Origin of the sequence: Variovorax sp. WS11 (assembly GCF_010499245.1) — a bacterium.
In the GTDB taxonomy this organism is placed as follows: domain Bacteria; phylum Pseudomonadota; class Gammaproteobacteria; order Burkholderiales; family Burkholderiaceae_C; genus Variovorax.
On sequence record NZ_JAAGOW010000001.1, the window covers coordinates 1,077,914 to 1,101,910 of the forward strand.

The 23,997-nt window shown below is 69.5% G+C and carries 23 protein-coding genes; 7 read left to right on the forward strand and 16 right to left on the reverse strand.

Features of this window, described 5'->3' with window-relative positions:
• The first annotated feature begins 4 nt into the window (after positions 1–4).
• Positions 5–898, forward strand: coding sequence for a RibD family protein (locus tag GXN78_RS05525; protein WP_146163018.1), 894 nt, complete (start codon positions 5–7; stop codon positions 896–898).
• 101 nt (positions 899–999) lie between these two features.
• Here the strand turns inward: GXN78_RS05525 and GXN78_RS05530 are convergent, their stop codons facing one another.
• The 6 genes from GXN78_RS05530 to GXN78_RS05555 form a co-directional block, all read right to left on the reverse strand.
• Positions 1,000–2,706, reverse strand: coding sequence for an IS1634 family transposase (locus GXN78_RS05530; protein ID WP_106561501.1), 1,707 nt, complete (start codon positions 2,704–2,706; stop codon positions 1,000–1,002).
• Between the two features lie 169 nt (positions 2,707–2,875).
• On the reverse strand, positions 2,876–4,747 hold the full coding sequence (locus GXN78_RS05535; RefSeq protein WP_164255375.1) for a hypothetical protein: 1,872 nt from the start codon (positions 4,745–4,747) through the stop codon (positions 2,876–2,878).
• 370 nt (positions 4,748–5,117) lie between these two features.
• On the reverse strand, positions 5,118–5,984 hold the full coding sequence (locus GXN78_RS05540) for a class I SAM-dependent methyltransferase (protein WP_106555301.1): 867 nt from the start codon (positions 5,982–5,984) through the stop codon (positions 5,118–5,120).
• On the reverse strand, positions 5,981–7,054 hold the full coding sequence (locus GXN78_RS05545; RefSeq protein WP_106555300.1) for a glycosyltransferase family 4 protein: 1,074 nt from the start codon (positions 7,052–7,054) through the stop codon (positions 5,981–5,983). Before GXN78_RS05545 ends, GXN78_RS05540 begins: the two co-directional genes overlap by 4 nt.
• A complete protein-coding gene (locus GXN78_RS05550; RefSeq protein WP_106555299.1) occupies positions 7,051–7,449 on the reverse strand; it encodes a 6-carboxytetrahydropterin synthase in 399 nt (132 codons plus the stop codon). Before GXN78_RS05550 ends, GXN78_RS05545 begins: the two co-directional genes overlap by 4 nt.
• A gap of 31 nt (positions 7,450–7,480) precedes the next feature.
• Complete coding sequence (locus GXN78_RS05555; protein WP_106555298.1) at positions 7,481–8,479, reverse strand: zinc-binding alcohol dehydrogenase; 999 nt, start codon at positions 8,477–8,479, stop codon at positions 7,481–7,483.
• 45 nt (positions 8,480–8,524) lie between these two features.
• Between GXN78_RS05555 and GXN78_RS05560 the strand changes: the two genes are divergently transcribed.
• The 4 genes from GXN78_RS05560 (at position 8,525) to GXN78_RS05575 (ending at position 11,833) form a co-directional block, all read left to right on the forward strand.
• A complete protein-coding gene (locus GXN78_RS05560; RefSeq protein ID WP_146162985.1) occupies positions 8,525–9,298 on the forward strand; it encodes a CDP-alcohol phosphatidyltransferase family protein in 774 nt (257 codons plus the stop codon).
• Positions 9,295–9,885 (forward strand): YceI family protein, encoded by a 591-nt coding sequence (locus GXN78_RS05565; RefSeq protein WP_106555296.1) that lies wholly within the window; start codon positions 9,295–9,297, stop codon positions 9,883–9,885. Before GXN78_RS05560 ends, GXN78_RS05565 begins: the two co-directional genes overlap by 4 nt.
• Positions 9,885–11,543, forward strand: a complete 1,659-nt coding sequence (locus GXN78_RS05570; protein WP_106555295.1) for a hypothetical protein — start codon at positions 9,885–9,887, stop codon at positions 11,541–11,543. Before GXN78_RS05565 ends, GXN78_RS05570 begins: the two co-directional genes overlap by 1 nt.
• A 71-nt stretch (positions 11,544–11,614) precedes the next feature.
• Positions 11,615–11,833: a hypothetical protein gene (locus GXN78_RS05575; RefSeq protein WP_106555294.1), complete on the forward strand. Its 219-nt coding sequence runs from the start codon at positions 11,615–11,617 to the stop codon at positions 11,831–11,833.
• Positions 11,834–11,855: 22 nt separating this feature from the next.
• Here GXN78_RS05575 and GXN78_RS05580 read toward each other — a convergent pair whose 3' ends face one another.
• The 7 genes from GXN78_RS05580 to GXN78_RS05610 form a co-directional block, all read right to left on the reverse strand.
• Positions 11,856–12,863, reverse strand: coding sequence for an XdhC family protein (locus tag GXN78_RS05580; protein ID WP_106555293.1), 1,008 nt, complete (start codon positions 12,861–12,863; stop codon positions 11,856–11,858).
• A gap of 21 nt (positions 12,864–12,884) precedes the next feature.
• A complete protein-coding gene (locus tag GXN78_RS05585) occupies positions 12,885–13,490 on the reverse strand; it encodes a carbon monoxide dehydrogenase subunit G (protein WP_106555292.1) in 606 nt (201 codons plus the stop codon).
• Between the two features lie 16 nt (positions 13,491–13,506).
• Positions 13,507–14,700, reverse strand: coding sequence for a VWA domain-containing protein (locus GXN78_RS05590; RefSeq protein ID WP_106555291.1), 1,194 nt, complete (start codon positions 14,698–14,700; stop codon positions 13,507–13,509).
• 27 nt (positions 14,701–14,727) lie between these two features.
• A complete protein-coding gene (locus tag GXN78_RS05595) occupies positions 14,728–15,627 on the reverse strand; it encodes a MoxR family ATPase (protein ID WP_106555290.1) in 900 nt (299 codons plus the stop codon).
• 123 nt (positions 15,628–15,750) lie between these two features.
• Positions 15,751–16,542 (reverse strand): xanthine dehydrogenase family protein subunit M, encoded by a 792-nt coding sequence (locus tag GXN78_RS05600; protein ID WP_106555289.1) that lies wholly within the window; start codon positions 16,540–16,542, stop codon positions 15,751–15,753.
• An 18-nt stretch (positions 16,543–16,560) separates the two neighbouring features.
• Positions 16,561–19,005 carry a xanthine dehydrogenase family protein molybdopterin-binding subunit gene (locus GXN78_RS05605; protein WP_106555288.1) on the reverse strand — a complete coding sequence of 815 codons (2,445 nt, stop codon included), beginning with the start codon at positions 19,003–19,005 and terminating at the stop codon, positions 16,561–16,563.
• An 11-nt stretch (positions 19,006–19,016) separates the two neighbouring features.
• Complete coding sequence (locus tag GXN78_RS05610) at positions 19,017–19,508, reverse strand: (2Fe-2S)-binding protein (protein WP_106555287.1); 492 nt, start codon at positions 19,506–19,508, stop codon at positions 19,017–19,019.
• A 176-nt stretch (positions 19,509–19,684) separates the two neighbouring features.
• Between GXN78_RS05610 and GXN78_RS05615 the strand changes: the two genes are divergently transcribed.
• Positions 19,685–20,809: a helix-turn-helix domain-containing protein gene (locus GXN78_RS05615; RefSeq protein ID WP_239142616.1), complete on the forward strand. Its 1,125-nt coding sequence runs from the start codon at positions 19,685–19,687 to the stop codon at positions 20,807–20,809.
• A gap of 91 nt (positions 20,810–20,900) precedes the next feature.
• Positions 20,901–21,227 carry a thioredoxin family protein gene (locus GXN78_RS05620; protein ID WP_106555285.1) on the forward strand — a complete coding sequence of 109 codons (327 nt, stop codon included), beginning with the start codon at positions 20,901–20,903 and terminating at the stop codon, positions 21,225–21,227.
• 7 nt (positions 21,228–21,234) lie between these two features.
• On the opposite strand, the gene GXN78_RS05625 is transcribed toward GXN78_RS05620, so the two are convergent.
• The 3 genes from GXN78_RS05625 to aspA are packed head-to-tail and all read right to left on the reverse strand — an operon-like array spanning position 21,235 to position 23,994.
• Complete coding sequence (locus GXN78_RS05625) at positions 21,235–21,561, reverse strand: hypothetical protein (protein WP_106555284.1); 327 nt, start codon at positions 21,559–21,561, stop codon at positions 21,235–21,237.
• Positions 21,562–21,601: 40 nt separating this feature from the next.
• The gene (locus tag GXN78_RS05630; protein ID WP_239142617.1) at positions 21,602–22,528 is read right to left on the reverse strand and encodes a helix-turn-helix transcriptional regulator; all 927 of its coding nucleotides are present in this window, start codon (positions 22,526–22,528) and stop codon (positions 21,602–21,604) included.
• 44 nt (positions 22,529–22,572) lie between these two features.
• On the reverse strand, positions 22,573–23,994 hold the full coding sequence (aspA, locus tag GXN78_RS05635; protein WP_106555283.1) for an aspartate ammonia-lyase: 1,422 nt from the start codon (positions 23,992–23,994) through the stop codon (positions 22,573–22,575).
• Positions 23,995–23,997: the final 3 nt, after the last annotated feature.

Consider the following 23,997-nt stretch of genomic DNA (forward strand, 5'->3'; position numbering starts at 1 on the left):
CCTCATGAGCCCGACCCCACGCGCGCGGCCCGGCGTGGAAGCGCTATGGCCCCTTTGCCTCGCCATCGTGCGCCATCGCCGGGGCGTGGGCCCGCCACCGGCGGCCGATGCGCTGCAGCCCTTCACCCGTCACCCGACGCATGGCCTCATGCTCGACGAGGACGCATGGGACGAAGAAGCCCTCGAGCTCTTCGCACTGCTCAAGCCCGTGCTCGACCGCCCGCCCGAAAGCCCCGCCTGGGTGATCGGCCAGCTGGGCCAGAGCCTCGACGGCTGCATCGCCACGCGCGGCGGCGATTCGAACTTCGTGAACGGGCCGCAGGTGCTGCTGCACCTGCACCGGCTGCGCGCGCTGTGCGACGCCGTGATCGTGGGCGCCGGCACCGCCGCCATCGACAACCCGCAGCTCACCACGCGGCAGGTGTCGGGCGAGCATCCGGTGCGGGTGCTGATCGACCCTTCGCTGCGGTTGGCGCCGACGCTGCGGGTGCTGTCGGACCGGCAGGCCCCGACGCTGCTGGTCTGCGACGCGGCGCGCGAGGACGAGTCGGCGCGGCGCGTGGGCGCCGAGCAGGTGCTGGGCGTGCCGGGCTTGATGTCGAATGCCGATGGCACGCCCGATCTGCGCGCGCTGCTGTCTGCCCTGCAGCAGCGTGGCCTGCGGGTGCTCTTTGTCGAAGGCGGCGGGATCACAGTCTCGCGCTTCATCGCGCAAGGGTGCATGGACCGGCTGCACCTCAGCGTCGCGCCGGTGCTGATCGGCAACGGGCGGCCGGGGCTGTCGCTGCCGGGCGGCGCGGCGATGCGCGATTGCCCGCGGCCCGTTTCACGCGTGTTCCGCATGGGGGCGGATGTGCTGTGGGATCTGGATTTGCGGGCGGCGAGTTCGCCGTCTTGAGCGCGGAGTTGTGCCCTCCAGCCCGAAGTTCCTGAAGCCGTCGAGCGAGTTTGCCTTTGCACGACAAGCACTTGGCGTGAGTTCGGGAGTCCGGCTTCTGTCTACAACCGGATCTGCTGGATGAGGTTGAGCGCTCGCTGCTGCTGCACGTTGGGTGTAGTGAGCACCTCGAAGGTCGGCGCGTCGGCCCCGGCGTTGGGCGTGCGACAGGTGTTGCGCACGATGGTGGCGAGTTCGGCCATGAGGGTCGAGAAGCTATGCACCGGCGTGCCGTCATCCAGCATGTGGCGGGCCACCTTGGCCAGCGCCGCCTTGGATCGCGTAGCCGGCGCCACCGGGTCACGCGCGGCCTTGGCCTGTTGATCCGTGTCGGCGAACATCAGCGGCGCCCAAGCCTCGCGCATGTGCCACTCGACGTAGTAGGCCAGCATGCACAGGAAGATGTGCGCGCGCACCCGATCAGCGGTGCGGTGGTGGATCGGGCGCACCTTCAGATCGATCGTCTTGAGCGAGCGGAACGCGCGCTCGACGTTGGCGAGCGCCTTGTAGTTGCGCACGCACTGGGACGCGTCCATCTGCGTCGTTGGCACCGAGGTGCGGATGATGTAAATGCCGTCCAGTGCCGCCTCGGCAGCGATGGCGTCTGTCTTGCGTGCGAAGGTGAAGGCGTTGTCGCCAATCACCAGCTCGAAGTGCTTGGCGACCTTGTACTGGTTGACGACCTTGCCCACGCGCAAGCCGATCTCGTCGCGCCCAGCCAGCTTGAGTGCATCCACCCGGGCCTTGATCTTCTGCAGATTGGCCTCGGTGGCGGCGAGCAGGTCCTCGCGCTTGTGCGTGCGCAGCTTGGCGAGTTCCGGATTGCGGCACGCCACCAGGCGCTCGCCCGGGTAGTCCGGCGAGCTCAGTTCAAGCAGGTTGCGCTCGTCGAACAAACCAAGCTGCAGGTGGCCCTGCTCGACCAGCGCGCGAATCGAGACGCTCTTCAGCGCACTGATCCAGCCCACGCCCTCGGACTCGCGCATCTCCTGGATCGCCTTGTTGGAGATCATGCCGCGGTCACCCACCATCACCAGTTGCTCGACGCCGAACTCCTCGCGCAGCCGCTTGACCTCGGGCAGCAAGGTCAGGCTGTCGGCCACATTGCCCTCGTACACCGACACGGCCAGCGGGCAGCCCCGCGCATCGGTGAGCAGGCCGTAGTTGACCTGCAGCAGGCCCTTCTTGCCGTCGCGGCTATAGCCGAGCCTGGCCAGAGGGCAACTGCTGCCCTCGAAGTAGCTCGACGATAGGTCGTACAGCACCAGGGCGCCGGCCCTCAAGTGACGCGCGGTGAGCTTCTTCTGGATCGTGGCCTGGCGCGCGAGCAGCCAGTCCATCGCCGCGTACAGGTCGTCCTCGTCGGCGTCGGCGACACCGAAGTCCTCGGCCAGCGTCGTGGTGTGCCACCAGCGCGTGGTGGCCAACTTGGTATGCGGCGCTGCGATGCGCGAGGCCACCATGGCCAGTACCAGGTCGCGCTCGCGGCAGGGCTTGGAGGCAAGCACCGAGGCGAAGCCCAGCCGCTGCATAGCCTCGCCAACGGCTTGCATATGGCCATGCGAACGCGACGCGGTGATCTCCAAGCACTGCGTGAGCGGCTGCAAGGCCTCGCCGCGCAGGGCTGCTCGAATGGCTTCGATCTGCGCGGCCGACAGGCTCGACAGATTGGCCAGCGTGCGCTTGCCGACCTTGGAGCCCTCGCGGTAGGACTCGCGCAGCAGCACGGTGGGCGGTGAGCCACGATTCGGCACGACATGGATGTGCATGCCTACATTAATAGGTCAAATACAAGCTAATATCAAGTAAATAACATGCCTACATTTTGGAACACATGAGGCCGCTCAACTCGTTGATTTCAAAGGGGTTACCGGCCAAAAGGCCGCAGGGTGACCGAGGAACTTCGGTCCAGCCGGCGCGCAGGCCGGAGTCCGACGGCTATTGAATGGTCAGGCGGCCCTGATGGCTGAGCGCGGTGAACATGCCGTTGCCGACGTATTGCAGTTCGATGGCATCGGACGACGCGCCGCTGATCGAACCGCCGGTGCCCAAGATGGTCGAGGCGATGGAGGTGTAGATCTGACCTTCTGTCACCAACGCCGCCAGCTTGCTGCCATCGGCCGAGGAGGCCACGGCAAGCCAATCCCTGGGGGACTCGTGCGCCGTCCAGCTCGCACCGCTGTCGTCCGAGGTGTAGATCTGACCGGGGAAAACCAGCGCCACCAGCTTGACGCCGTCGGCCGAGGAGGCCACCGACCACCATTCCCGATCGGATTCGTGCGCCGTCCACCTCGCACCACCGTCGCCGGAGGTGTAGATCTGTCCGAAGGTGTCCGCCGCCACCAGTTTGCCGCCATCGGCCGAGGAGGCCACCGACATCCAGGATCGATTGGACTCGCGCGGTGTCCAGCTCACGCCGCTGTCGGTCGAGGTGTAGATCTGTCCGGAGTAAGCCACCGCCACCAGCTTGCTGCCGTCGGCCGACGAGGCTATTGCACGCCAGGATCGATTGGATTCGCGCGCCGTCCAAGTCGCGCCGCTGTCGCTCGACGTGTAGATCTGGCCGCTGTCCACCACCGCCACCAGCTTGCTGCCGTCGGCCGACGAGGCTATTGCACGCCAGGATCGATTGGACTCGCGCGCCGTCCAAGTCGCGCCGCTGTCGCTCGACGTGTAGATCTGGCCGGTGTACACCGCCGCCGCCAATCGGGTGCCGTCAGCCGAGGAAGCAACCGAGCCCCATTCTCGATTGGACTCGCGCGGTGTCCAGTTCACGCCGCTGTCGGCCGAGGTGTAGATCTGTCCGGAGTAAGCCACCGCCACCAGCTTGCTGCCGTCGGCCGACGAGGCCACGGCACGCCAGTATCTGTTGGACTCGTGCGCCGTCCAAGTCGCGCCCGCCATGCCGCCCAGGTTCTTCGTGTACACCGACTGCCCGGCGTTCTGCGCAATCCGCCAGCCGCCCAGACCGGCACCGCTGACGCGCACCACGTCGCCGATGGCTGGATTGGACGGCAAGGTCACGACCACCTGCGCCGCTTCGTTGCGCGCGATGTAGCCGGTATTCGACTCTGCCTGCACGGACGTGCCGGTGACATCGACCCAGGCGAACGCGGCGCCGGGCGTACTGTTGCAGATGTAGTTCGTGGCGCCGACTTCGCTCGCATCGAGCACACCGTTGCGGTTGCTGTCCAGCCCCGCTTCAACCTTGCTTCCCCCAGAAACGCAGTTCACGCCCGCGGATTCGCTGAGCATACGCACCAGCGTGTTCAATCCAGCCGCGCCGTCGACGCCGTTTGATCCGTCGGTGCCATTCGTGCCGTCGGAACCGTTCGTGCCGTCAACACCGTTGGCGCCATCGCTTCCGTTCATGCCGGGGGTACCGTTGCACACATAACCGGTACTCCCAACCTCGGCTGCGTCGAGCAGTCCATTGGTGTTGCCGTCCACGCCCGCGTCGATCGCCTTGCCTCCAACCGCACAGTTCGCGCCGCTCGGCTCGTAGCGCATAGACACCAACGCGTTCAGGCCATTGCTGCCCGCCATTCCGGAAGGGCCGTCAGCGCCCAGGGTGCCGGGTGCACCTCCAACACCATGGCACAGGTACTGGGTGCTGCCAACCTCGCTGACCGCAAGCACACCGTCGCCGTCGCTGTCCGGACCGGCTTCGATGCGCACGCCGCCGTTAGCACAGTTCGCGCCAAGCGCCTCCGCGTTCACCGACACCAATGTCTTGACGCCGGCGCTGGTGCTCGTCCCCGTGCCGCCGCTGCCGGCGGTGCTGGTGCCTGCAGTGGCGAGGGCGGCCATGGTGGCCAACCCGCTTCCATCGCTCCCACCGCCGCCGCCACAGGCGCTCAGCAGCAAGAAGAGCATCAAAGCGGGAATGGAGGAGTACGTGGTTCGCATGACTGAATCTTGAGAAAAAGGGGGCTGCGGCCGCTCGGCCTGCTGCTGCGCGCCACCCCAGGCGCTCTCGCACTGAGATCAGGGCTGAGCAGCGGCGATTCTCAAGATCAACGAACGACTTGTTTTCGTCTTGCCAGAAAAAGCGAGAATCTCAGGGTAAGCCTTGGCCGTCGCTGCGGACGGTTCATCGGCGGTAGATGACGCGTCTGTACCAGCGCATGTCAAGAATGGAGGTGTCGCGTCGAGCCGGGCACGCAGCGGCGCTTGCTACCTAGCGAAGTGCCAGGAGATCCACGTGCCCCACCTGCAAGCGACCGTACGGCAGCGACGCCGACCGCCGCGTGCGCCACGCTTGAATGAGCGCGTGTGCGTTCGGCTCCTGTTCCAGCGCAGCGCTGCCCATGCCGTCGATCATGGCCTGCAGCATGGCCATGTCCTCGATGTGCCAGTCGCTGCGTGACTGACTCACGCCGTAGCCCATGGCGGCCAGGCGAGCGGCCGCCATCGCCGGGGCTTCGCCGCCGAGCGCCGGCCCGAAACCCTTGTCGCGCCGCTGGTGCGCCGCGAACAGCCGGTGTACGGCTTCGTCCTCTTCGACCACCGGATCCCAGCTCACGCGTCCATCGACGCTGAGGGCGAAGAACGCCGCCGCCTTCGCCTTTTGCAATCGCTCGAACAGCGCATCGAGCCAAGACGCGGACACCAAGTCCAGCAGTGCCGCGGCGGTGACGAGCTGCGCGTCCGCGAAGGGCACGGCCTCCAGTGCGCTCGCAAGGTCAGCACAGCGCCATCGAACATCTGCATTCCAATCCGGTCCCTCGACGCGAAGGGACTCGGCCTCGGCGCGCAAGACCAGGCCTTGCGCGCTCGACCACGCCGCGAAGATCCCAGGCAGCGCAGCCAGCAGCCGCGGATCATGGTCGACCAGCAGCCAGCGCTGCGCGCCGCCCAGCCTCGGCGCGAGCGCGCGCAGATTGGCGCCGGTGCCGCAAGCCAGGTCCAGCACGTCGAGCGCTTGGCCATCGCGGCGCATCCGGGTCGCCATGCCGCGCAAATTCAGCGTCGCGGCAGATTCGGCACGCGCCGCAAGATCGTGAGGCTCGCGCAACGCAAGCCAATCGGCGCTGAATCCAGTCATCGCGAGGCCGCCGAGCGCTCGAAGCCCGCGAGCGCAGATGCGAAGCGCGCGCTGCTTTGCGCCCAGCTCGGCAGGCGGCTCCGCGCGGCGCGCGCGCCGGCGCCAAGCTGCGCACGCCAGGCCGCATCGTCCATCAGGCGCTGCAATGCGGCGCGCAGTTCGACGACATCGCCGGGCGTCACCAGCATGCCCGCTGTATCCGGCACCGTGTCGGGGATGGCCCCCGCGCGCGTGCTGATCACGGGCAGCCCATGCGCCAGCGCCTCGGCCAGCGCCATGCCGTAGCCCTCGTGGAAGGAGGGCAGCACGAAGGCATCGGCCTTGGCATAGAGCGCGCGCAGGCCCGCCTCGTCCTGCTCGCCGTGCAGCAGCACGCGTTCGCGCAGGCCGTGAGCATCGATGGCCTGCACGAGCGCGGACGCGCAGGCGGCATCCATCACCAGGCTGCCGGCGCAATGCAGCACCCAGCGCCGGTCCTTCAACCCGGCGAGCGCCTCGACCAGCAAGGCATGGCCCTTGCGCGGCGTCACCGTGGCGACGCACAGAAGCGACAAGGCATCGCTGCCGGAACCCGCGGCCAGCGGCGCCGGCTCGGTGCCCGGCTCGACCACGACGATGCGCGAGGCATCGACATCGAAGTCCGCCAGCGCGCGTGCCGTGGCGTGGCTGGTGACGATCACGCCCCGCGCGTGGGCGAGCGCGCGCCGCTCGCTGTCGGCGAGCGCCTGCTGCCGGGCCGCATCCAGCCCCGTTTCCAGCGCCAGCGGATGGTGGACCAGCGCGACCCAGTTCAGCCGCTGCGCATGCCGCCACATCAGTTCGGGCAGCACGCCGAAGGCCAGGCCATCGACGACGGCGAGCGCCCCATCGGGCAGCCTTTCGACGACGCGCGCAGCGCGCGCCAGTGCGTCCGCATCCGGTGCCGGATAGCCTTCACCCAGCGACACCACCTCGACCGCCCACTGCCGCGCACGCAGGCCCTCGATGATGTGCCGGTCATAGGTGTAGCCGCCGGTGCGCGTGTCCAGGTCGCCCGGCACCAGAAAGCTGCAGCGGGCTTCGCCCGTCAAAGCGCCGCCTCGTAGGCCGCCCAGGCGACATGCGATTCGTTGAGCCGCACGCGCATGGCCGCGAGCCCGCCGGCATGCGGGCCGAGCTCGCCGGCCGCGATGCGCGCGGCGACGCGGTCGAAGATCACGCGTGCCATGAACTCAGTGGTGGTGTTGCGGCCCTCGAAGGCCGGGTCCTCGTCGAGGTTGCGCAGGTTGAACTCGGCCAGCACGCTTCGCAGGACCTCCGTGGCGCGCGCGATGTCGACCACCATGCCGTCGGCATCGAGCTCGGCGCGGCGCAGCTCCAGGTCGACCACATAAGTAGCGCCGTGCAGGCGCTGCGCCGGACCGAAGGCCGTGCCGCGGAAGCTGTGGGCAATCATGAAGTGGTCGCGGACATTGACGCTGTACATGGGCTTCCTTGCGAGTGAGTCGGTGAAGGGTTCAGGGGTAGTCGATGCGATGGCACAAGGTCTCTGGCGCGCCCGCGGCCAGGCGCGCCAGCACGGCCGGCAGCTCGTCGAAGGGCGCCGCGTCGGTCAGCAGCGCATCGAGCGCCGGATCGCGCAGCAGTGCCAGCGCCAAGGCCAGCCGGCGGCCGTGGCTCCAGCGCGCGCGCTGCGACTGCGCGACATGCCCGACCTGCGAGCTCCTGAGCGTGAGCCGCCGTGAATGAAAGGCCTCGCCCAGCGGCAGCGCGACGGCCTGGCGGCCGTACCAGCTCATCTCGAGCACCGTGACCTCGAAAGCGGCGAGGCGCAGCGCCGTGGCCAGACCCTCGGCCTTGCCGCTGGCGTGGATGACGAGGTCTGCATCGGGGCGCGCGGCCTGCGGGCTCGCGAAGCTCAGCCCCAGCTGCTCGGCCACCGCCCGACGCCCGGGATTGGTGTCGACGACCTCGACCTCGCAGCCCGGCATGCGTCCGGCCAGCCAGGCCGCCAGCAGCCCCACCACGCCCGCGCCCACCACCGCGATGCGATCGCCGATGTGCGGCGCCGCATCCCACAGCGCGTTGACGGCCGTCTCCATGTTCGCCGCGAGCACGGCGCGCGCCGGTGGCAGTCCCTCGGGCAGCGGATGCACCGCCTCGGCCGGCACGACGTAGTGGGTCTGATGCGGATAGAGGCAGAAGACCGTGCGCCCCAGCAGTGCCGGCGGCCCCTGCTCGACCACGCCCACGCTCGAATATCCATACTTGAGCGGCGCCGGAAAATCACCCTCCTGGAACGGCGCCCGCATGCGCTCGTACTCGCTCTCGGGCACCTCGCCGCGAAAGACCAGCAGCTCGGTGCCGCGGCTGATGCCGCTGTGCAGCGTGCGCACCCGTACCTCGCCCGAGCCGGGCGCGGCCAGCGGCGACGGCCGCAGGCCGGCGCGCCCGGGCCCCTCGACCCAGCAGGCCCGGGGCTCGCCCGGGGCGACGCGAGGTGGAATTGCTGGCATGCTCCTTGGGTCGTCGATTCGTGTTCGGCAACCGATCTTAAGACCATGCTCACGCGATCCTCCGATATGCCCACGGCCGGCGCCGAACGGCTGGCCGCGCTGCGGCGCGATGCCTGGCGCGAGGCCCTGCCCTGCTTCCTGCTGCTGGCCGCGCTGGCTGCCCTGGTGGGGCGCCTCGGCGAGTTCGGGCCGTGGTTCCAGCTCAAGGCGCTGGCCGTGTTCGCCGCGGCCTTCGCGCTGGTGCTCGCAGGCCTCGCCGCGCATGCACCGAACGCACGCTTCGGCGCCGCCAATCGCGTGACGCTGGGGCGCCTGGCGCTGATCGCGCTGCTGGCCGCCCTGGTCGGCGAGGTCGTCGCCGATGCCGACGCCTGGGGCTGCATCACGGTCGCCACCGCCGCCGCGCTGCTCGATGCGCTCGACGGCCCGCTCGCGCGCCGCGGCGGCCTCGCCAGCGATTTCGGCGCGCGCTTCGACATGGAGACCGACGCGCTGCTGGTGCTGGTGCTGTCGCTGCTGGCGCTTCATTTCGGCAGGGCCGGCGCATGGATCCTGGCCGCGGGCCTGATGCGCTATCTCTTCGTGCTGGCCGCGCGGCCCTGGCCGTGGCTGGCGCGCGCACTGCCGCCCAGCCAGCGCCGCAAGACGGTGTGCGTGGTGCAGATCGCCAGCCTGATCGTGTGCCTGTGCCCGCTCATCGCGCTACCCTGGAGCCGTGCCCTCGCGGCCGCGAGCCTGGCCCTGCTGGCGGCGTCCTTCGCGATCGACATCGCGTGGCTGGTGCGCCATCGACAACTCTCACTGGAAACCGCGACATGAAAGCTCCCGCCGTGCGCACGCTGTGCGCAACCTTCCTGCTCGCCCTCGCCACGGTCTCCGCGCGCGCCGAGCCGGCCCGCTACGAGCTCGACCCCGAGCATCTCACCGCGGCCTTCCTGGTCGACCACATCGGCTACGCCAAGGTGCTGGGCATGTTCCGCGCCGCGCGCGGCAGCTACAGCTTCGACGAAGCCACCGCCGCACTCAGCCAGGTGCGCATCGAGATCGACACGCAGAGCGTGTTCAGCAACTACGCCAAGCGCGACCAGCACCTGAAGAGCGCGGACTTCCTCAACAGCGCCGAATTCCCGCGCATGGTGTTCACCGCGGCCGACGCCAAGCGCACCGGCGAGCGCACTTTCGAGATCGCGGGCCATCTCGAGCTGCTGGGCCGCTCGCAGCCACTCACGCTCAGTGCGACCTGGAACAAGAGCGGCACCTCGCCCATCGACAAGAACTACATCATGGGCGTCTCGGCGCGCGGCAGCTTCAAGCGCAGCGCCTATGGCATGCGCTACGGCGTCGACAACGGCTGGGTCGGCGACAAGGTGGCGCTGATCATCGAGTTCGAAGCCAGGCGCAAGTGATGAGCGCACAGCGGTCCTCGATGCCGCCGGCGGGCTGGGGCCGCTGGCTGGCGCGCATCGCTTTGCCGCTGCTGCTGCTCAATGCGCTGCTGACGCTGGAGAACCACGGGCCCGGGCTGTGGCCGCGCCCGGCGCTGCGGCTGTCCTTCGAGCTGGTCGTGGCGCTGGTGGCGCTCTCGGCCTGGATGGGGTGGCGCGGTCAACCCGGAACGCGCGCGCTGCGCCTGCTGTCGGCCGCGAGCGCCTGCTGGATCGTCGCGCGCTACCTCGATGTCACGGTGTCGGCCGTGTTCGGCCGGCAGCTCAACCTCTACTGGGACAGCCGCCACGCGCTGGAGGTGCTGCGCATGGGCGAGTTCTCGGCCTGGCAGATCGGCCTGGGCGTGCTGGCCGTGCTGGCCGTGCCGCTGCTGCTGTACGGCCTGGCGCTGCGCTGCTGGCGCGTGGTCGCACAGGCCCTGGCCTGGCCGCGGCCGCGGCCCGCGATCGGGCTGGCCGGCCTGCTGCTCGGCGCCTGCTTTGCGGCGCACGGCATCGGCGGGCGCGACACGCGCTGGTTCTTCTCCATGCCGGTGGCGCCGATCCTCGCCCACCAGGCCGGCGTGCTGGCCGGCCAATTGCTGCCCGGACAGGCGAGCGCACGGCTCTCGCCCAGCCCGGACTTCGCGCACGGCAACCTCTCCGGGCTGCGCGGTGCGGACGTGCTGCTGCTCTTCGCCGAGTCCTACGGCGCCACCACGCTGGACAATCCGCAACAGGCCGCCGCCCTCGCGCCGCGGCGCGCGGCCTTCGCGCAGGCGCTCGCGGCCGGCGGCCTGCAGGTGGTGTCGGCGCGCGTGCGCTCGCCCACCTACGGCGGCGCGTCGTGGCTGGCCCATGCCGAATTGCTGAGCGGCGTGGACATGCAGGACCCCGGCGCCTACGAGTTGCTGCTGGCCACGCAGCGGCCGACGCTGGTGCGCCACTTCCAGGCCCATGGCTGGCGCACCGTCAACTGGATGCCCGGCCTGCAGCGGCCCTGGCCCGAGGGCAGCTTCTATGGCTACAACCGCTATGGCGACGCCGAACGCATCGGCTACCGCGGGCCGGCCTTCGGCTACTGGCGCATTCCCGACCAGGCCTCGATGGCGCTGCTGCACGCGCAGGAACTGGCGGCCCCGCCCGGCCAGCGCGCACCGCGCTTCATGGTCTTCGCAACGCTCGCCAGCCATGCGCCCTTCCGGCCGCTGCCGCCCTACGTGACCGACTGGGACAAGCTCGCGGGCAGCGAGGCCTACACCCCGGCCGAGCTGGCGCGATCGCTGGCCGCGCCGGTCTCCTGGCAGGCGCCGGTGCCGGCCTACCTCGAATCCCTGGGCTACACCTTCCAGTGGCTGGGCGACTACCTCGAGCACCGCGCGCCGCGGCAGCTGCTCACCATCGTGATCGGCGACCACCAGCCGCTGGCCAGCGTGAGCGGCGCGGGCGCCTCGTGGGACGTGCCGGTCCACATCATCAGTGCCGATGCCGCGCTGCTGCGGCGCTTCGAAGCAGCGGGCTTCAGGCCGGGGCTGCTGCCGCAGGAGGGGCCCGCGCAGACGCGCATGGAGGCACTCACGCCGCTGCTGCTCGCCGCTTTCGATGGCAGCCCGACGCGCGTGCCGGGCACGGCCGAATAAGACCGGCCTGCCCGCTTCTTCCGAGCAATAGTTCACAGCCGCGCGGCGCGTGCTCTGGTACTTTTCACCCCATGCGTGCCCTACTTCTTCTCGCCAGCATCGCCGTCCTCGCCACTGCATGGTGGCTGGGTTCCTTCACCGGTCTGCTGATCGCGATCGGCGCCTGCTTCGCGCTCGCCGCCGCGGTCTTCGCCTTCTCCCGGGCCGGCAAGGAGGCCCGCGAGTCGAAGGAGATGCAGCGCGCCTTCGGCCGCAGCACCACCTTCCTCGCCGGCCTGCGCAAGCGTTGAACGGGGCCCTCGGCCAACGCGCTCAGCCGAAAGCTGACTTGGCCACCGCGACCTCGGTCTCGCGCGGCAGCGTCACCCCGTTCTTCACCGCCAGGATCTCCGCCATCACGCTCACCGCAATCTCCGGCGGCGTCTTGCTGCCGATGTAGATGCCGATGGGCCCACGCAGGCGCGCGAGCGAGGCCTCGGTCTGGTCGAAGTGCTCGATCATCCGTTCGCGCCGCGCTTGCGCATTGCGGCGCGACCCGATCGCGCCGACATAGAAGGCCTCGCTCTGCAGCGCCTCCAGCAACGCCAGGTCGTCGAGCTTCGGGTCGTGCGTGAGCGCGACCACGCAGCTGCGGCGGTCGGGCTTGAAGGCAAGCACCGCGTCGTCGGGCATCTCGGTGCTGATGGCGACGCCGGGCGTCGACCAGGCCGTGCGGTATTCGGCGCGCGGATCGCACAGCGTGACCGCGAAGCCGCTGAACTTGGCCATGGTCGACAGGTATTCGGCCAGCTGGCCGGCGCCGATCAGCAGCATGCGGTACTCGGGGCCGAAGGTGTTGACCAGCTCCCTGTCGTTGACCATGAGCTCGGCCGGCGCGCTCGCCTCGGCCAGCCGCACGGCGCCGTCGGCCAGCAAGACCGTGCGCTGCATCAGCCGCCCCTGTTCGAGCGCCTCGACGAGCGTGGCCAGCGAGTCGGCGTCGGGGTCGTATTCGAGCAGCAGCTCCAGCGTCCCGCCGCAGGGCAGGCCGAAGCGGTGCGCCTCGTCGGCGGTGATGCCGTACTTGACCAGTGCCGGCGGGCCGGAGGGCATCTCGCCAGGCGCGCCATGGGCGCGGCTGTAGCGGGCGATCAGGTCGTCCTCGATGCAGCCGCCTGAGACCGAGCCGACCACCGCGCCGTCTTCCGCCAGCGCCATGATCGAGCCGACCGGCCGCGGCGAGGAGCCCCAGGTGCGCACCACCGTCGTGAGCAGCGCGCGGCGGCCCGCGAGCCGCCAGTCGCGCAGCGTGCGCAGGACCATCACGTCGAGGTTTTCCATTCCCGTCTCGTCTCCGTTGCGCTATTCGCCCGGCTTCTCGCCGGTGCCGCCCTCGGGCGCCTCGTCCTTCTTGCCGAAGCCCATCTTGCGCATGAGGCCGGCCATCGTGCCGGTCTTCTCTGCCGGTTCGGCGACCGGCGCTTCCGCGCTCTCGGCCGCGGGCGGCGGGCCGTAGCGCGCCTGCATCTCGGCCTCGAAGCGCTTGAAGAAATCGTCGGCCGTGGACTTGGCGGCGCCGTCGATCAGCCGCTGCCCCAGTTGCGCGATCTTGCCGCCCACCTGCGCCTGCACCGTGTAGTCGAGCTCGCAGGCCGGCGCCTGCGCATCGGCCACCGGCTTGAGCGAGACGCTGGAAGATCCCTTGGCGAAGCCCGCCACGCCGCCCTGCCCCTCGAAGGAGAGCTTGTAGCTGTCGGGCGGCGTGATGTCGGCCAGCCTGACCTTGCCGTTGAACTTGGCCGAGACCGGGCCGATCTTGACCGCCAGCGCCACGGTGTATTCGTTGTCGCCGGAGGGCTCGAACTTGTCGCAGCCGGGGATGCACTTCTGCAGCGTTGCCGGGTCGTTGAGCGCCTCCCAGGCCTGCTGCTGCGTGATCGGGAGCGAGCGGTTGCCGAGCATTTCCATGGTGGTGTCCTTTTGGTTAGCGGCCGCAGCGCATCAGCGCCGCGAGGCTCGAGGCCAGTTGTTCCAGTGCGTTGAGATTGTGGACCGCGAGCATCGCGTCCGCATGGCGGTGCAGCACCGCGGCCCCGCGCGCGAGCGGGGCATAGCCCTCGTAGCGCAAGAGCGGGTTGAGCCACAGCACGCGCCGCGAATGGCGCTTGAGCCACTGCAGCTCGTGCTCCAGCACCTCGGGCTCGCCGGTGTCCAGGCCGTCGCTGATCACCAGCACCAGGGTGCGGCGGCCGGTCAGGCGGCGCGCGTGGTTCCGGCGCAGTTCCGCCAGCGAGGCGCCCAGCCGCGTGCCGCCGGCGAAATCGGCGATGGCCTGGCCGGCGGCGCCCAGCATCGCGTCGGTGTCGGCGATGCGGAAGGCCGGCGTCAGGTCCGTCAGCTGCGTGCCGAAGGCGAACACGTCGCGCCGCCCCGCACGCCGCGTCGCCGCATGCAGGAAAGCCAGCAGCAGGCGCGCATAGCGCTCCATCGAACCCGAGACATCGATCAGCACCAGCAGCGGCAGCGGCAGCGTACGCCGGGAGAGCCGCGGCAGGCGCAGCATCTCGCCGCCGGTGCGGCCGGCCTCGTGCCAGACGCCGGGCCAGTTCATGCGCGAATGCGCACGCGCGTTGCCGGCCGCATGCAGGCGGCGCGCCGCCACGGAGGGCACCGGCAATGCGACATCGCGCGCCAGCCGCTCGACCAGCCGGTACTCGGCGGCGCCCAGCGCGTTGAAGTCGGCATGGTGCATGCGCTGGCGGTCGCTGGCGGTCATGGCCGCATCGAAGTCCACCTCGCGCTCGGTCTGCGCGGCCTGCACCGGATCGCGCGGCGCCGCCAGCGCCTCGCGCACGCGCGGCCGGCGCTTCGAAGGCTCGGCCTTGCCTTCGGCGCTGGGCAGCATCTGCGAGAGCAGCTTGTTGGCGAGCTCCGGGTCACGGAACCAGGCATCGAAGAGCTCGCGGAAGACCCCGCGGTCCTGCTCGCGGCTGATCATCACCGCCTCCATCGCGGCCGCGAGGTCGGGCCGGCTGTCCACGCCCACCAGCATCGCGGCCTCGGCCGCGAGCGCGATGCGCGCGGAGTCGGTGCGCACGCCCGCGCGGCGCAAGGCGCGGCCGAAGCCGGCCATGTTGTCGGCCAGCTTGCCGCGGCGCGCGTCACCGAGCTGCTGCATGTCGCCACCCGTGAAGACCGGCGGTCTTCATGTCCCCGCTTCCTCGGGCTTCAACAGATCCGCGGCCAGCTCCAGCGTCAGCGCCGCCACGTCGTCGCGCTGCTTGAAGAGGATGCCCGCGGTGTCGACCACGACCTCGGGGTCGAGCGCGAGCGTGTCGAGCGCGATCAGCGCCCGGGCCCATTCCACGCTCTCGGCGATGCCGGGCGCGCGCTGGAAGGCGTTCGCGAAGGGCGCGCTGCGCAGCCGTGCGACGAAATCCGCCACCTGCTCCGACAGCCGCTCGCTGGCCCCCGGCGCCTGCGCGCGCACGATGGCGAGCTCGCGCTCGCGCTCCGGATAGTCCAGCCAGTGGTAGAGGCAGCGGCGCTTGACCGCGTCGTTGAGCTCGCGCGTGCGGTTGCTGGTGAGCAGCGTGACCGGCGGCACCAGCGCGCGCACCGTGCCCAGCTCGGGAATACTGACCTGGTACTCGCCCAGGTATTCGAGCAGGAAGGCCTCGAAGGGCTCGTCGGCGCGGTCGACCTCGTCGATCAGCAGCACGGCGCCGGGCGCCGGCGCCTGCAGGGCCTGCAGGAGCGGCCGGCGGATCAGGTAGTGCGGCTGGTACACCTCGGCCTCCACGTCGCGCGCGGCGCCATGCGCCTCGGCCGCGCGCATGTGCAGCAGCTGCGCCGCGTAGTTCCATTCGTAGAGCGCCTCGCGCTGCTCCAGGCCGTCGTAGCACTGCAGCCGCAGCAGCTCGCGCTGCAACGCGCTCGACAGCGCCTTGGCCAGTTCGGTCTTGCCCACGCCGGGCTCGCCCTCCAGCAGCAGCGGACGCTGCAGCTTGAGCGCGAGAAAAACCGCCGTCGCCAGCCGCCGGTCGGCGTAGTAGCCGGCCTGCTCGAGGCCCGCGATGACAGAGTCGATGCTGGGAAAAATCATTCTTGAACGCAGAGGACGCAGAAGTTCCGCAGAAGTCGCAGACGATACCCGCCGAAGCTTTTCAGTGTTTTTTCTGCGCCTTCTGCGAAAGCTCTGCGCCCTCTGCGTTCGGTTCCTGCATCCTCAGCCCAGCGCCTTGCGCACCGCCCGCTGCGTCAGAACGCTGATCAGGTTGGCGCGGTAAGCGGCCGTCGCATGCAGGTCGCTGTTGAGATCGCTCGCATCGATCTTCACGCCGGCCGCGGACTCGGGCGTGAAGCTCTTGGCCAGCGCCTCTTCCAGCCCCTGGTGGCGGAACACGCCGTTGCCCGCGCCGGTCACGGCCACGCGCACGCCGCCGTCGCCCTGGGTCACGAAGATGCCGACCAGCGGGAAGTTGGAGGCCTTCTGCCGCAGCTTCTCGTAGACCGCGCGCTTCGGGATCGGGAAGCGGACCGCGGTGATCAGTTCGCCCTCTTCCAGCGCGGTGGCGAACAGCCCCTGGAAGAAGTCGTCGGCCGCGATCTCGCGCTTGCTGGTGATCACGGTCGCGCCCGAGCCCAGCACCGCGCTGGGGTAGCAGGCCGAGGGATCGTTGTTGGCCAGCGAGCCGCCGATGGTGCCCATGGCCCGCACCTGGCGGTCGCCGATGTGGTCGGCCAGCCAGGCCAGCGCCGGGAAGGCGCCCTTGATCTCGGCATTGGCACCGACGTCGAGATGGCGCGTCATGGCGCCGATCACGAAGGCGTTGCCCTCCTTCTTGATGCCGGCGAGCTCCTTGATGCCGCCGAGGTCGACCAGTTGCTCGGGCGCCGCGAGGCGCAGCTTCATCGAGGCCAGCAGGGTCTGGCCGCCGGCCAGCAGCTTGCCGCCGGCCGCGGCCAGCTTGGCCGCATCCGCCACGCTGGCGGGACGTTCGAGGGTGAAGGCGTACATGTTCGATTTCCTCCGGGGTCAGGGCGCCGGGCGCCCTTGGGTGCTGGCAGTCAAGGCGGCTTGTTGCGGTTCTTGCGTCGGGCTCACGCTGCCCTTCTGGATGGCTTCCCACACGCGGTGGGGCGAGGCCGGCATGTCGAAGTCCTTGACGCCCAGCGGCGCCAGCGCATCGAGCACCGCGTTGATCAGCGCCGGCGGCGAGCCGATGGCGCCGGCCTCGCCGCAGCCCTTGGTGCCCAGCGGGTTGTGGGTGCAGGGCGTGCAGGTGGTGTCCAGCTTGAACATCGGGAAGTCGTCGGCGCGTGGCATCGCGTAGTCCATGAAGCTGCCGGTGAGCAGCTGGCCGCTCTCGTTGTCGTAGACGCAGTTCTCCATCAGCGCCTGGCCCAGGCCCTGCACGATGCCGCCATGCACCTGGCCCTCGACGATCATCGGGTTGATGATGGTGCCGAAGTCGTCCACCGCGGTGAAGCGGTCGATTTTTACCTCGCCCGTCTCCTTGTCCACCTCCACCTCGCAAATGTAGGTGCCGCCCGGGAAGGTGAAGTTGGTCGGGTCGTAGAACGCCATCTCGTCGAGCCCGGGCTCCAGCTTGTCCAGCGGGTAGTTGTGCGGCACGTAGGCCGTCAGCGCCACCTGGCCGAAGGGGATCTTCTTGTCGGTGCCCTTGACGGTGAACTCGCCGTTGGCGAACTCCACGTCGGCATCGCTGGCCTCCATCAGGTGGGCGGCGATCTTCTTGGCCTTGGTCTCGATCTTGTCGAGCGCCTTCATGATCGCCGCGCCGCCGACCGAGATCGAACGCGAGCCGTAGGTGCCCATGCCGAAGGGCACGCGGCCGGTATCGCCGTGCACCACGTCGACGTTCTCGACCGGAATGCCCAGGCGCGCCGCCACCACCTGCGCGAAGGTGGTTTCATGGCCCTGCCCATGGCTGTGCGAGCCGGTGAAGACCGTCACGCTGCCGGTCGGGTGCACGCGAATCTCGCCGCATTCGAACAGGCCCGCGCGTGCGCCCAGGGCACCCGCGATATTGGAAGGCGCGATGCCGCAGGCCTCGATGTAGCTGGAGTAGCCGATGCCGCGCAACTTGCCCTTGGCCTCGGACGCCTTCTTGCGCTCGGCGAAGCCCGCCACCTCGGCCAGGTCCTTCGCCTTGTCCATGGAGGCGTGGAAGTCACCCGTGTCGTACTGCAAGGCCACCGGCGTCTGGTAGGGGAAGGTCGTGATGAAGTTGCGCTTGCGGATCTCGTCCTGCCCCAGGTTCATTTCCCAGGCGCAGCGCGAGACCAGGCGCTCCAGCAGGTAGGTCGCTTCCGGCCGGCCCGCGCCGCGGTACGCATCGACCGGCGCGGTGTTGGTGAACCAGGCATCCACCTCCACGTAGATCTGCGGCGTGGTGTACTGGCCCGCCAGCAGCGTGGCGTAGAGGATGGTCGGCACCGCGGTCGAGAAGGTCGACAGGTAGGCGCCCAGGTTGGCGTCGGTGTGCACGCGCAGCGCGAGGAACTTGCCGTCCTTGTCCATCGCCATCTCGGCATGGCTCACGTGGTCGCGGCCGTGGGCGTCGGACAGGAAGGCCTCGGAGCGCTCGCCGGTCCATTTGATGCTACGGTTGAGCTGCTTGGCGGCCCAGGTCAGCGCCACGTCCTCGGCGTAGAGGAAGATCTTGGAGCCGAAGCCGCCGCCCACGTCGGGCGCGATCACGCGCACCTTGTGCTCGGGCAGGCCCAGCACGAAGGCCGTCATCAGCAGCCGCTCGACGTGCGGGTTCTGGTTGGCGACGTAGAGCGTGTACTCGTCGTTGGCGCGGTTGTAGCTGCCGATGGCGACCCGGGGCTCCATCGCGTTGGGTATCAGGCGGTTGTTGACCAGGTCCAGCTTGGTGACGTGCGCCGCCTTGGCGAAGGCCGCATCGACCTGTGCCTTGTCGCCCAGCGCCCACCTGTAGCACTGGTTGTCGGGGGCCGCGTCATGAAGGGCAACGCCGCCGGCCTTCTTCGCCGCGTCCGCAACGCTCACCAGCGCGGGCAGCACGTCGTAGTCGACCTTGATCGCCTCGGCGGCGTTCTTGGCGTTCTCCACCGTATCGGCCACCACGATCGCCACGTGGTCGCCGACGTAGCGCACCTTGCCGATGGCGAGGATGGGGTGCGGCGGCTCCTTCATCGGCGTGCCGTCGGGGTTGTTGATGAGCCAGCCGCAAGGCAGCCCGCCCATCTTGCCGTCGATGTCCTTGCCGGTGAAGATGCCCACCACGCCGGGCATCTTCGAGGCCGCCGCGGTGTCGATGGACTTGATCGCCGCATGCGCATGCGGCGAGCGCAGGAACACGGCGTGGCTCTGGTTGGCCAGGTTCACGTCGTCGGTGTACTGCCCGGCACCGGTCAGGAAGCGGTAGTCTTCCTTGCGCTTGAGTGCCTCGCCGATGTGCGGCAGCTTCGCGAAGTCGGGTGCGCCCATGATGGTGCTCCTTATGCCGTGGCCGCGGTGGCCGGCGCGGCCGCCATGGCCTCGCCGCCCATCTGCACGGCCTTGACGATGTTCTGGTAGCCCGTGCAGCGGCACAGGTTGCCGTCCAGCAGCTCGCGGATCTCGGTCTCGCTGGCCTTGGGGTGGTGCTTGCACAGGTCGATGGCGCTCATCACCATGCCCGGGGTGCAGAAGCCGCACTGCAGGCCGTGGCACTCCTTGAAGGCCGCCTGCATCGGATGCAGCGTGCCGTCGGGCTGCGCGATGCCCTCGATGGTGGTGATGTCCGCCCCGGCCACCTGGGCGACCAGCACGTTGCAGGATTTGACCGCGCGGCCGTCGACGTGGATCGTGCAGGCGCCGCACTGCGCGGTGTCGCAGCCCACGTGCGTGCCCGTGAGCTGGAGGTGCTCGCGGATCGCTTGCACGAGGAAGGTGTTTGGGGGCGCATCGACCGTGACCGCGCGGCCGTTGACCGTGAATGAAACCTGCATGTGGCTGTCTCCGTTTTGGTGATGGCTAAGCAACTCAGAATGTTGGACGTCGCCGAAACCCACAACCCTAGGCAAAACCCTAGGCGCTTGCGGGTTGTCCTTGAAATTCTCAAAATGAAACATCCTGCCGCGCGGGCAGCCCCCAGCATGCGTCGATGGCGACGCCCTCCATCACGATGAGCACACCTTCAACGCCCCTGCCTGAGCGCTCCCTGACCATCGCCCAGGCGCGGCGCGAATGGATCGAGGGCGAGTCCGCCGGCACACGCGGCGCCCGCATCGAACCCTGGCTGTTGCGCTCCTGGCAGCGCTGCCTCCAGGCCGGCCACCGGCCGCAGCATCAGGTGAGCTTCGACCCGGTCACGCGCCCAGCGATCCACCGGGTGGCCGAGCGCAACCGGGCCCTGGTCGCCGCCGCGCGGCCGGTGTTGGCGCGGCTCTCGCGCGCCATTGCCGACACCCGCTACTTCGCGATCTTGACCGACGCCGAGGGCATCGTGATCGAGGTCGGCGCCCTGCCCGGCGGCAGCGACCCCGCGGACCGCCATGCGCGCGACATCGCGCGGGTCGGCGTCGACCTGTCGGAGCGCGCGGTCGGCACCACCGCCATCGGCGCTGCGCTGGCCGAACACGAATCCGTATGGCTGCACCGCGGCGAGCACTTCTTCGATGCCACCGGCATCTACAGCTGCGCGGGCGCCCCGCTGTTCGGCCTGCAAGGGGAATGCATCGGCATGCTGGACCTGACCGGCGTGCAAGTGGCCGAGCGCCCCGGGCTACGGCACCTGGCGGCGCAGTCGGCGCGCAGCATCGAGAACGCGATGGTGCACAGCCATCCCTGCGCGCTGCGGCTGCGCCTGGACTGGCCAGGCTACGGCGCCGGGCCGGGCAGCGAAGGCCTTCTCTGCATCGATGCCGACGGCCGCATCACGGCCAGCAACACGGTGGCGCGCCAGATGCTGCACCAGCCGCCGGGCGCGGAGGCGCCGCCGCACTGCAACGACCTGTTCGCGCTGTCGACGCAGATGCTCTTCGACGCGGCGCGCCGCGGCGACGCGGTGTTGGAGGTGCCGCTGTGGTCCGGCCTGCGCGTCCAGGCCAGGCCGCAGCTCGCCGATCGCGCGCCGCTGCCGCACGCGGCCGGCCCCGAGCGCCCGCGCCTGCGCGACGTCGAGGCGGCGTTGATCCGCCGCGCGGTCGACGATGCGCGCGGCAACGTGGCCGAGGCGGCGCGTGCGCTGGGCATCAGCCGCGCGACCGTCTATCGCAAGCTGGGCGGGAGCCGGGGCAAGGCGGCGTGAGCCCGCCGCGCGGGCTCGTCGGCGCAGACCGACGCGAGCCGCCGAAATCCCCGCGCAAGCGCAGCCTCGCCGGCCCACCCAGAATCGCGGCATGAACACCAACTACGCAAGCGTCGAGCCCTCCCGTGCGGAGGTCGACGGTCTGTCCGGTCCCACCGTGGTCGAGTTCGGCGCCCCCTGGTGCGGCATCTGCAAGGCGGCGCAGCCGCTCATCGCGAAGGCCCTGGCCGGGACGCAGCCGCTGCGCCACCTGAAGATCGAAGACGGCAGTGGCCGGCCGCTGGGCCGATCGTTCGGCATCAAGCTATGGCCGACGCTGATCTTCCTGCGCGACGGGCAGGAGGTCGGGCGGCTGGTGCGGCCCACCAGTGTGGATGAGATTTCGGACGAGCTCACGCGGCTCGCCCAGCCTGCCTAGCGGCCCCTCAGAAGTCCTGCACCTGCCACTCGTAGTCGAGCGCCACCTCGCCCAGCAGCCGCAGCCGCGTGCCCGCATCAGCCGCAAGCGCCTCAACGATCTTCGCGTTGTAGCTCACCAGAATCGCCTTGGCCTTGTCCGCAAACTCCGGCGCCACCCCCTGGTCCTCGTAGCGGCGCACATAAGACTGCGCTGCGACGCCGATCACAAAGTACAGCCCCGCATTGCCCGGGTCGTCCTTCATCGCCTGGTAGGCGTCCTTCGCCAGGATCTTGAACGAATCGGTGCCGGATTCGGCGCGCTCGAAGCGTGTCGCGGTGTCTTGGAAATTCATCGGTTCCTCGTCAAACTGAATCGGGTGGGCCGCGCGAGCCTCATGGCATGCGCTCCAGCAGCCGGCGCAGCTGCTGCGCGCCGCTCCTGCCCTTGTAGGCCGCCTTCCACAGGCGGTCGATCATCTCTTCATACATGGCGACCGCCTCCGGCGAGGCCGTGACGGTGCCGATGCCGTTGCGCACGTTGGGCAGCTCGCCGAAGCGGAAGGGGCTCACCGCCACCACCGCATGGCGCGGGCCGGAGAAGACCTGGAAGGTGGCCGCCGGCATCGCGTCGTCCACCACGCCGATGCGCACGTGCAGCGGCTCGCTCTCCATCAGCTCGGCCATGCGCAGCACCTCGCGGCGCGCGGCCTGGATGCGCTCGGCATGCACCGCCTCGGGCAGGTCCAGCCGGCCCACCAGGCCGGTGTGGACGAAGCGCTCGATCTCGCGCAGGCCGACCAGGCTCACGATGTGCGGGCGCCGCGATTCGAAGAAGGCCTTGCGCTCGGCCAGGATGCGCAGCATCTGCTCGATGTCGGCCGGCCGCGGCCCCTTGGCGCCGCCGCGCGGCGCGGCCTCGAGCAGCATCTCGCGCAGGTGGCGCAGGTAGTTGTCGGAGGTGAGCAGCAGCGAGATCGGCTCGAAGTGCGAAATGATGCGCTCCGAGCTCTGCTCCAGCTGGCGCATGCGCTCCATCAGCCCGAGCACGGTGCCGTAGTACTCCACCTCCACGCCCAGCAGCGAGGCCATCGAGGTGCCCAGCAGCCGGGCCAGGCGTTCCAGCGTTTCGATCTTGACGATCTCGCCCTTCTCCATGCGGTAGACCACCGCGCGCGACACGCCCAGCTGCTCGGCCACGTCCTCCGCCAGCAGCGAGGCGCCGATGCGGTAGGCCCGCAGCCGGTCGCCCAGGGCCTGGTAGTCGATGGACGAGGAAAAGCTCGTGTCGGCGTCGGGCATCGGCTGGAGGAGGATGGACATGGAAAGAGCGCGACTATATCGCCGGGTCGCCGGGTCGGCGGGCGTCAGGCGGGCTTCTGCGCCTTCTCGTACGCCCGCGGCTGCGTCAGCACCTCGTGGCGCAGCGCGTCGTCCAGCTCGGCCTCGGTCATCAGCTTGCGCCTGAGCACCACCTCGCGCACGTTGGTGCCGTTGGCAAAGGCCTCGGTCGCGACCTCGGTGGCCTGCTTGTAGCCGATGATCGGATTGAGCGCGGTGACCAGCGCGATCGAGCGCTCGATGCTCTCGCGCAGCTTGTCGGGATTCGCCGTGATGCCCTTGACGCACAAGTCGGCCAGCGTCCTCGATCCGTTGGTCAGGTGCTTGAAGCTGCGGAACAGGGCGCTCGCAATGATCGGCTCGAAGGCGTTGAGCTGCAGCTGCCCGGCCTCGGCCGCGAAGGTCACGGTCAGGTCGTTGCCGAAGACCTCGAAGCAGACCTGGTTCATCACTTCCGGAATCACCGGGTTGACCTTGCCCGGCATGATGGACGAGCCGGCCTGCATCGGCGGCAGGTTGATCTCGCCGAAGCCCGAGCGCGGGCCGCTGGAGAGCAGCCGCAGGTCGTTGCAGGTCTTCGACAGCTTGACCGAGATGCGCTTCAACACGCCCGACAGCTGCACGAAGGCGCCGCAGTCCTGCGTGGCTTCGATCAGATTGGGCGCAGTGGAAAGATCCAGCCCGGTGATCTTGCGCAGCGCCGCCAGCGCCTTGCCCGCGTACTCGGGGTGCGCGGTGATGCCGGTGCCGATGGCAGTGGCGCCGAGGTTGATCTCTCGGATCAGGGCCGAGGCCTCGGTCAGGCGCGCGATGTCTTCTTCGATCATCACCGCGTAGGTCGAGAACTCCTGGCCCAGCGTCATGGGCACCGCATCCTGCAGCTGGGTGCGGCCGATCTTGAGCAGGTGCGCGAACTCGGTGGCTTTCTCGGCAAAGGCCGAGCGCAGGTGCTCCATGGATGCGAGCAGCCGCTCGATCGCGAAGCAGGTGGCGATTCGGATCGCCGTCGGGTACACGTCGTTGGTGCTCTGCGCCATGTTGACGTGCTCGTTGGGGTGCAGGTGCTGGTACTCCCCGCGCTTATGGCCGAGGATCTCCAGCGCCCGGTTGCACACCACCTCGTTGGCGTTCATGTTGGTGGAGGTGCCGGCGCCGCCCTGGATCACGTCGACCACGAACTGCTCGTGCAGCGCGCCGTGGCGGATCTCCTCGCAGGCGGCCACGATGGCGTCGCGCAGCTCGGCGGGCAGCAGGCCCAGCTCGGCATTGGCCTGCGCCGCCGCTTCCTTGACGGAGGCCAGCGCGATCACCAGCTCGGGGAAGGCCGAGATGGTGGTGCCCGAGATCTGGAAGTTTTCCTTGGCCCGCAGGGTGTGGACGCCGTAGTAGGCCTCGTCCGGCACTTCGCGATCACCCAGCAGGTCGTGTTCGATTCGCATCTTGCTCATGGT